The organism is Marmoricola sp. Leaf446, from assembly GCF_001424755.1.
Lineage (GTDB): Bacteria > Actinomycetota > Actinomycetes > Propionibacteriales > Nocardioidaceae > Marmoricola.
In genome coordinates, this window is record NZ_LMRF01000002.1 from 390,775 (window position 1) to 397,450 (window position 6,676).

The following is a 6,676-nucleotide window of genomic DNA, read 5'->3' on the forward strand; positions in this document are numbered from 1 at the left end:
CAGCCGTGGTGTGGCAATGACCCCGCCGGGTCGCGCCACCGAGCCCGCAGTCAGCCCCGCGAGGCCCGCTCGCCGCGGTCGTGCTGGCCCCGCCGGCGGCGCTTGTGGATGGAGATGAGGTGCTCCTGGAGGTTGCGCAGGGGCTGCTCGTCGGGGGAGGTGACGGCCGACCACTCGCCGTCGGAGTCGAGCGAGAAGCCGGCGGTGTGCTCGGAGAAGGCGAGGTCGAGCAGCCGGGTGACCTCGTCGGTCTCGGTGGCCGAGGGCAGCTTGACCAGCACCTCGACGCGACGGTCGAGGTTGCGGTGCATCAGGTCGGCGGAGCCGATGTAGGCCAGCGGCTCGCCGCCGTTCTCGAACCACATGATCCGGCTGTGCTCGAGGTAGCGGCCCAGCACCGACTTGACCCGGATCGTCTCCGAGAGCCCCGGCACCCCGGGCCGGACGGCGCAGATGCCGCGGATGAGCAGGTCGATCGGCACCCCGGCGCGCGAGGCGGTGTAGAGCGCGTCGATGACGGCCTCGTCGACGATCGAGTTGGCCTTGAGGCGGATCCGGGCCGGTCGCCCGGCCTTGTGGTGGGCGGTTTCGGCGCGGATCAGGTCGAGCAGGCCGGTGCGGACCGAGTCGGGGGCGACCATGAGCTCGGCGTACGACGCGTTGCGGCTGTAGCCGGAGAGGTTGTTGAACAGGTGGGCGACGTCCTCGCCGATGCTCTCGTCGGTGGTCAGCAGCCCGAAGTCCTCGTACATCCGCGCGGTCTTGGGGTTGTAGTTGCCGGTGCCGATGTGGGTGTAGCGGCGGATGCCCTCGGGCTCGTCGCGCACCACCATCGACAGCTTGCAGTGGGTCTTCAGGCCGACCAGGCCGTAGACGACGTGGCAGCCGGCGTGCTCGAGCTTGCGCGCCCAGCGGATGTTGGCCGACTCGTCGAAACGTGCCTTGATCTCCACGATCACCAGCACCTGCTTGCCACTCTCGGCGGCGTCGACGAGGGCGTCGATGATCGGGGAGTCGCCCGAGGTGCGGTAGAGCGTCTGCTTGATCGCCAGCACCTGCGGGTCGGCCGCGGCCTGCTCGATGAACCGCTGCACCGAGGTGCTGAAGGAGTCGTACGGGTGGTGGAGCAGCACGTCGGAGCGCTGCAGCGCCTTGAAGACGTCGACGGGCGAGGCCGACTCGACCGGCGCCAGCAGGGTGTGGGTCGCGGGCAGGAAGTTGGGGTACTTCAGGTCCTCGCGGTCGAGGTCGGCGATGCCGTGCAGGCCGCGCAGGTCCAGCGGGCCGGGGAGCCGGAACACCTCCGACTCGGCCACGCCGAGCTCGCTGATGAGCAGCTCGAGCACGTGCTCGTCGATGTTCTCCTCGACCTCGAGCCGCACGGGCGGGCCGAAGCGGCGACGGAGCAGCTCCTTCTCCAGGGCCTGGAGGAGGTTCTCGGCGTCGTCCTCCTCGACCTCGAGGTCCTCGTTGCGCGTCACCCGGAAGGTGTTGACGCTGAGGATCTCCATGCCGGGGAACAGCCGCTTGAGGTGCTCGCCGATGACGTCCTCGAGCGGCACGAAGCGCTGGTTGCCCAGGGGCACGAAGCGGGTGAAGATCGGCGGCACCTTGACCCGCGCGAAGTGCTCCTTGTCGGTCTTGGGGTTGCGCACCAGCACCGCGAGGTTGAGCGAGAGCCCGGAGATGTAGGGGAACGGGTGGGCCGGGTCGACGGCCAGCGGCGTGAGCACGGGGAAGACGCGCTCCTTGAACAACCGCTTGCACTGCTTCTGCTCGTCGCGGTCGAGGTCGTCCCAGCGCACCAGCGTGATGCCCTCCTCGGCGAGGGCGGGCACGATCTGGTCGCGGAAGCAGGCCGCGTGCCGGGCCTGCAGCTCACCGCTCACGCGCCAGATCTGCTCGAGCACCTCGCGGGGCATCAGCCCCGAGGCCGCGCGTACGGCGACCCCGGCCGCGATCCGCCGCTTGAGGCCGGCCACCCGCACCATGAAGAACTCGTCGAGGTTGCTGGCCACGATGGCCAGGAAGCGGGCCCGCTCGAGCAGCGGCAGCGCGGGGTCCTCCGAGAGCGCCAGCACGCGTTGGTTGAAGTGCAGCCAGGACAGCTCGCGGTCGAGGAAGCGGTCGGGGAACTCACCCTCGTCGAACTGCGGCTCGCCCGGGTCGTACGGCGGGTCCACGTCGAAGCTGTCGGCGGGGACGACGCGCAGGGTCGGGTCCTGGGGGCCCTCGTCGGCGTCGGAACCCGTCGCGGGGTGGAGGCTCTCGGTCATGGGTCCCATCCTTCCACCGACAGGTGAACGAGGGGTGTCGTAGTTTGCCCCCGTGACCCGTCTCCGCTTCGCTCTCGAACGTCTCGTCCTCCGGCTGCTGATGGGCCTTCCCCCCGGGGTGCAGCGGGTGCTGCGAGGTCGTCCGCGACGCCTCGACGGGCTCGAGCTGGCCCCCGAGCTGCAGCTGATGTTCACGGCGCAGAAGCTGGCGCGGCTCGTCGACATGTCCACGCTCCCGCTCGACGACGCGCGGCTGTCCTACCGGCGGCTGACCCGGATGATCGGGGGCCGCCCGCCGCTGGCGGCCTACCGCGACCTCCGGGTCGACGGCGCCGCCGGGCCGCTCGACGCGCGGCTCTACGTGCCCATCAGCTGCATCGGCGCCACCTCCTCGCCCACGCTGCTGTTCCTCCACGGCGGCGGCTGGATGTACGGCGACCTGGAGACCCACGACCCGTTCTGCCGTGTCCTCGCCGAGACGGCCGGCGTGCAGGTGCTGGCCGTCGACTACCGCCGCACCCCCGAGCACCGCTTCCCCGCGGCGAGCGACGACGCCAAGGCCGCCTACCGCTGGCTGGTCGAGCACGCCGAGGAGGTCGGCGCCGACCGCGACCGGCTGGCCGTCGGCGGTGACTCCGCCGGGGGCGCGCTGAGCGCCTCGACGGCGATCTTCGCGGCCGAGGAGGGTCTTCCGATGCGGCTGCAGCTGCTGATCTACCCCGGCACCGACTGGGTCGAGGAGAGCACCAGCCGTCGCCTGTTCGCGCCCGAGGGGCTGCTGCTGACCCAGGCGTTCCTCGACGGCGCCCGGGAGAACTTCTTCGACCCCGACGCGGTCGACGAGCACCACCCCGACGCGTCCGCGCTGCGGCGTACGGACTTCCCGGAGCGGATCGCGCCCGCCCACGTCGTCACGGCTGGCTTCGACCCGCTGCGCGACGAGGGCGAGGCGTACGCCGCGCTGCTGGAGAAGCAGGGCGTCGAGGTCGACCTCACCCGCTACGCCTCGATGGTCCACGGCTTCATCCACTTCGTCGACGCCGGCCGCGAGTGCCCGGCGTACGTCCGGGAGGTCGCGGAGCGCGCCGGCGCGGTGTTGCGCGCCTGACCCTGCGGGCCGGTCAGCGAGCCGGCGGTGGAAGCGTCCGGAGGTAGGCCGCGAGGGCGGCGGCGCCATCGCTCGGGACGAACCCGGTCGCCTCCAGCTTGGTGAGGTCCATCGTGCTGTGGCGGGGGCGGGGGGCGAGCTGCTTGCCGGCGGCGTACTCCTCGGTGGTGACGGGGGTGACGGCGTCGGCCTCGCGACCGCGGGCGACGAAGACCGCGCGGGCGAGGTCGGCCCAGCTGACCGGGTCGCCGGAGCAGGTGACGTGGTAGACGCCCGGCTCGGCGCCGCTGGTGGCGAGGTGGTGGGCGGCGCGGGCCAGGTCGTCGGCGAAGCCGAGCCGCCCGACCTGGTCGGCGACCACGGTGGGGGAGACCCCGTTGTCGGCGAGGCGCGCCATGGTGGCCAGGAAGTTGCCGCCGTCGCCGATCACCCAGCTGGTGCGCAGCACGTGGTGCCGCGGCAGCGTCGCGACCAGCGCGTCGCCCGCGGCCTTGGTCTGGCCGTAGACGCCGAGCGGCGCGACGGGCTCGTCCTCCTGGTGCAGCTCGCGGGTGCCGTCGTAGACGTAGTCGGTGGAGAAGTGCACCAGCGGCAGCCGGTGGCGGCGGCACACCTCGACCAGGCGGCCGACGGCGGCGACGTTGGTCGCCCACGCCTCGGGGCGGCCCTCGGGCGTCTCGGCGGCGTCGACGCCCGTGTGGGCCGCGGCGTTGTAGACGACGTCGACCGTGTCCCAGTCGTAGGCCTCGTCGAGGTCGCCGGTGAGGTCGAGGTCGGTGCGGGTCAGCGCCACCGCGTCGGGCAGCAGCGCGGCCAGGGCACGCCCCACCTGGCCCCCGGCGCCGAGCACGACGGAGCGGCGCGCCGGGAACGGCCGGACCTCGGCGAGCCGGGGGTGGGCGAGGTCGGCCTGCGACAGCTCGGCCCGGTCCAGCGGGATCGGCCACGGCACGGCGGCGGTCTCGTCGGCCACGTTCAAGAAGGTGTACGACGCCCGCGCGGCCGCCGACCAGTGCGCGTTGACCAGGTAGGAGTACGCCGTGGCCGGCTCCAGCGTCTGGTAGGCGTTGCCGACGCCGCGCGGCACGAACACCGCGGTGTCCGGCCCCAGCTCGACGGTGACGACGCGCCCGAACGACTCGCCCTCGCGCAGGTCGACCCAGGCGCCGAAGACGCGTCCCGTCGCCACCGAGACCAGCTTGTCCCAGGGCTCCGCGTGGATGCCGCGGGTGACCCCGGTCGCGTCGTTGAACGACACGTTGTGCTGCACCGGCCCGAAGTCGGGCAGCCCCAGTGCGGTCATCTTGGCCCGCTGCCAGCTCTCCTTGAACCAGCCGCGGTTGTCGCCGTGCACCGGCAGGCGCAGCACGAGCAGGCCGGGGATGTCGGAGGTGTCGACGCCCAGCTCGGCGGGCCCGTCGGTCACTGGCCGGCCTCGGCGTACTTGCGCTCGGTGGCGTCCTTGTGGGGCCGCCACCAGTCCTCGTGCTCGCGGTACCACTCCACGGTGCGGGTGAGCCCGTCGGCGAAGGAGGTGGAGCGCGGCTCCCAGCCCAGCTCGGTGCGCAGCTTGGTCGAGTCGATGGCGTAGCGCAGGTCGTGCCCGGCGCGGTCGGTGACGAGGTCGAAGTCGTCCTCGGGCCGGCCCATGATGCTGAGCAGCGCCTGCACCACCTCGAGGTTGGACTTCTCGCCGTCGGCGCCGATCAGGTAGGTCTCGCCGATCTCACCGCGCTCGATGATCCGCAGCACGGCCGAGGAGTGGTCGTCGGCGTGGATCCAGTCGCGCACGTTGGCGCCGGCGCCGTACACGCGGGGGCGGACGCCGTCGAGGAGGTTGGTGACCTGGCGCGGGATGAACTTCTCCACGTGCTGCCAGGGGCCGTAGTTGTTGGAGCAGTTGCTGATGGTGGCGCGGACGCCGAAGGAGCGCACCCACGCCCGCACGAGCAGGTCCGAGCCGGCCTTGGTCGAGGAGTAGGGGCTGGAGGGGTTGTAGGGCGTGGCCTCGGTGAACCGGCCGGGGTCGTCGAGCTCGAGGTCGCCGTACACCTCGTCGGTGGAGATGTGGTGCAGACGTACGCCGTGCCGCCGCGCCGCCTCGAGGAGGGTGAAGGTGCCGATCAGGTTGGTCTGCACGAACGGCGAGGGGTCGTGCAGCGAGTTGTCGTTGTGCGACTCGGCGGCGTAGTGCACCAGCACGCCGTCGTCGCGCGCCAGGTCGGCGACGAGGCCGTCGACCAGGGCGGCGTCGGCGATGTCGCCCTCGACGAGCCGGACGCGGTTCGCGGGCAGGCCCTCGAGCGTCCGTCGGTCGCCGGCGTAGGTCAGCTTGTCCAGGACGACGACCTGGTCGTCGGTGTGCTCGAGCACGTGGCGGACGAAGTTGGAGCCGATGAACCCTGCTCCGCCGGTCACCAGGAATGTGGGGGCCATGCGCCGTACCTTAGGGCCATGCGAGGCATCATCCTGGCCGGCGGGACCGGCTCGCGGCTGCACCCGATCACGCTCGGTCCGAGCAAGCAGCTGCTGCCCGTCTACGACAAGCCGATGGTCTACTACCCGCTGTCGATGCTGATCCTGGCCGGCATCCGCGACATCCTGGTCATCACCACGCCCCACGACGCCCCGGGCTTCCAGCGGCTGCTGGGCGATGGCTCCCAGTTCGGCGTCAGCATCACCCACGCGGTGCAGCCGAGCCCCGACGGCCTGGCCCAGGCGTTCCTGATCGGCGAGGACCACATCGGCGACGAGGCGGTCTGCCTCGTGCTGGGCGACAACATCTTCTACGGCAACGGGATGGGCACCCAGCTGCGCCGGTTCGCCGACCTCGACGGCGGGGCGATCTTCGGCTACCGCGTCGCCGACCCCACGGCGTACGGCGTGGTCGAGTTCGACGACCAGGGCACGGCGATCTCGCTGGAGGAGAAGCCCGAGAAGCCACGCAGCCGCTACGCCGTCCCCGGCCTGTACTTCTACTCCAACGACGTCGTGGCGATGGCCGGGCAGCTCCAGCCGTCACCCCGCGGCGAGCTGGAGATCACCGACCTCAACCGGCAGTACCTCGAGCAGGGCCGGCTCCAGGTGCAGGTCCTCGACCGGGGCACCGCCTGGCTCGACACCGGCACCTTCGACTCGCTGCTCGAGGCGGGCAACTACGTCGCGACCATCGAGAAGCGTCAGGGCACCAAGATCGGGGCACCCGAGGAGGTCGCCTGGCGCAGCGGCTTCCTCACCGACGACGAGCTCGCCGAGCGGGCCCGCCCCCTGGTCAAGAGCGGCTACGGCGAGT

At 71.8% G+C, this 6,676-nt stretch carries 5 protein-coding genes; 2 read left to right on the forward strand and 3 right to left on the reverse strand.

Going from position 1 to position 6,676, the window contains the following annotated elements; translation table 11 throughout:
- Positions 1 to 50: 50 nt before the first annotated feature.
- Positions 51 to 2,276, reverse strand: a complete 2,226-nt coding sequence (locus tag ASG49_RS09910) for an RNA degradosome polyphosphate kinase (RefSeq protein WP_200936267.1) — start codon at positions 2,274 to 2,276, stop codon at positions 51 to 53.
- Positions 2,277 to 2,328: 52 nt separating this feature from the next.
- On the opposite strand from ASG49_RS09910, the gene ASG49_RS09915 reads away from it, so the two are divergent.
- Positions 2,329 to 3,384, forward strand: coding sequence for an alpha/beta hydrolase (locus ASG49_RS09915; protein ID WP_056540922.1), 1,056 nt, complete (start codon positions 2,329 to 2,331; stop codon positions 3,382 to 3,384).
- Positions 3,385 to 3,397: 13 nt separating this feature from the next.
- On the opposite strand, the gene ASG49_RS09920 is transcribed toward ASG49_RS09915, so the two are convergent.
- Positions 3,398 to 4,810: a bifunctional dTDP-4-dehydrorhamnose 3,5-epimerase family protein/NAD(P)-dependent oxidoreductase gene (locus ASG49_RS09920; protein ID WP_056540925.1), complete on the reverse strand. Its 1,413-nt coding sequence runs from the start codon at positions 4,808 to 4,810 to the stop codon at positions 3,398 to 3,400.
- Positions 4,807 to 5,820, reverse strand: a complete 1,014-nt coding sequence (rfbB, locus tag ASG49_RS09925) for a dTDP-glucose 4,6-dehydratase (RefSeq protein WP_056540928.1) — start codon at positions 5,818 to 5,820, stop codon at positions 4,807 to 4,809. Before rfbB ends, ASG49_RS09920 begins: the two co-directional genes overlap by 4 nt.
- An 18-nt stretch (positions 5,821 to 5,838) precedes the next feature.
- Here rfbB and rfbA point away from each other — a divergent pair.
- Positions 5,839 to 6,676: glucose-1-phosphate thymidylyltransferase RfbA (gene rfbA, locus ASG49_RS18240; RefSeq protein WP_082534023.1), on the forward strand; the 838-nt coding region annotated here is incomplete at its 3' end.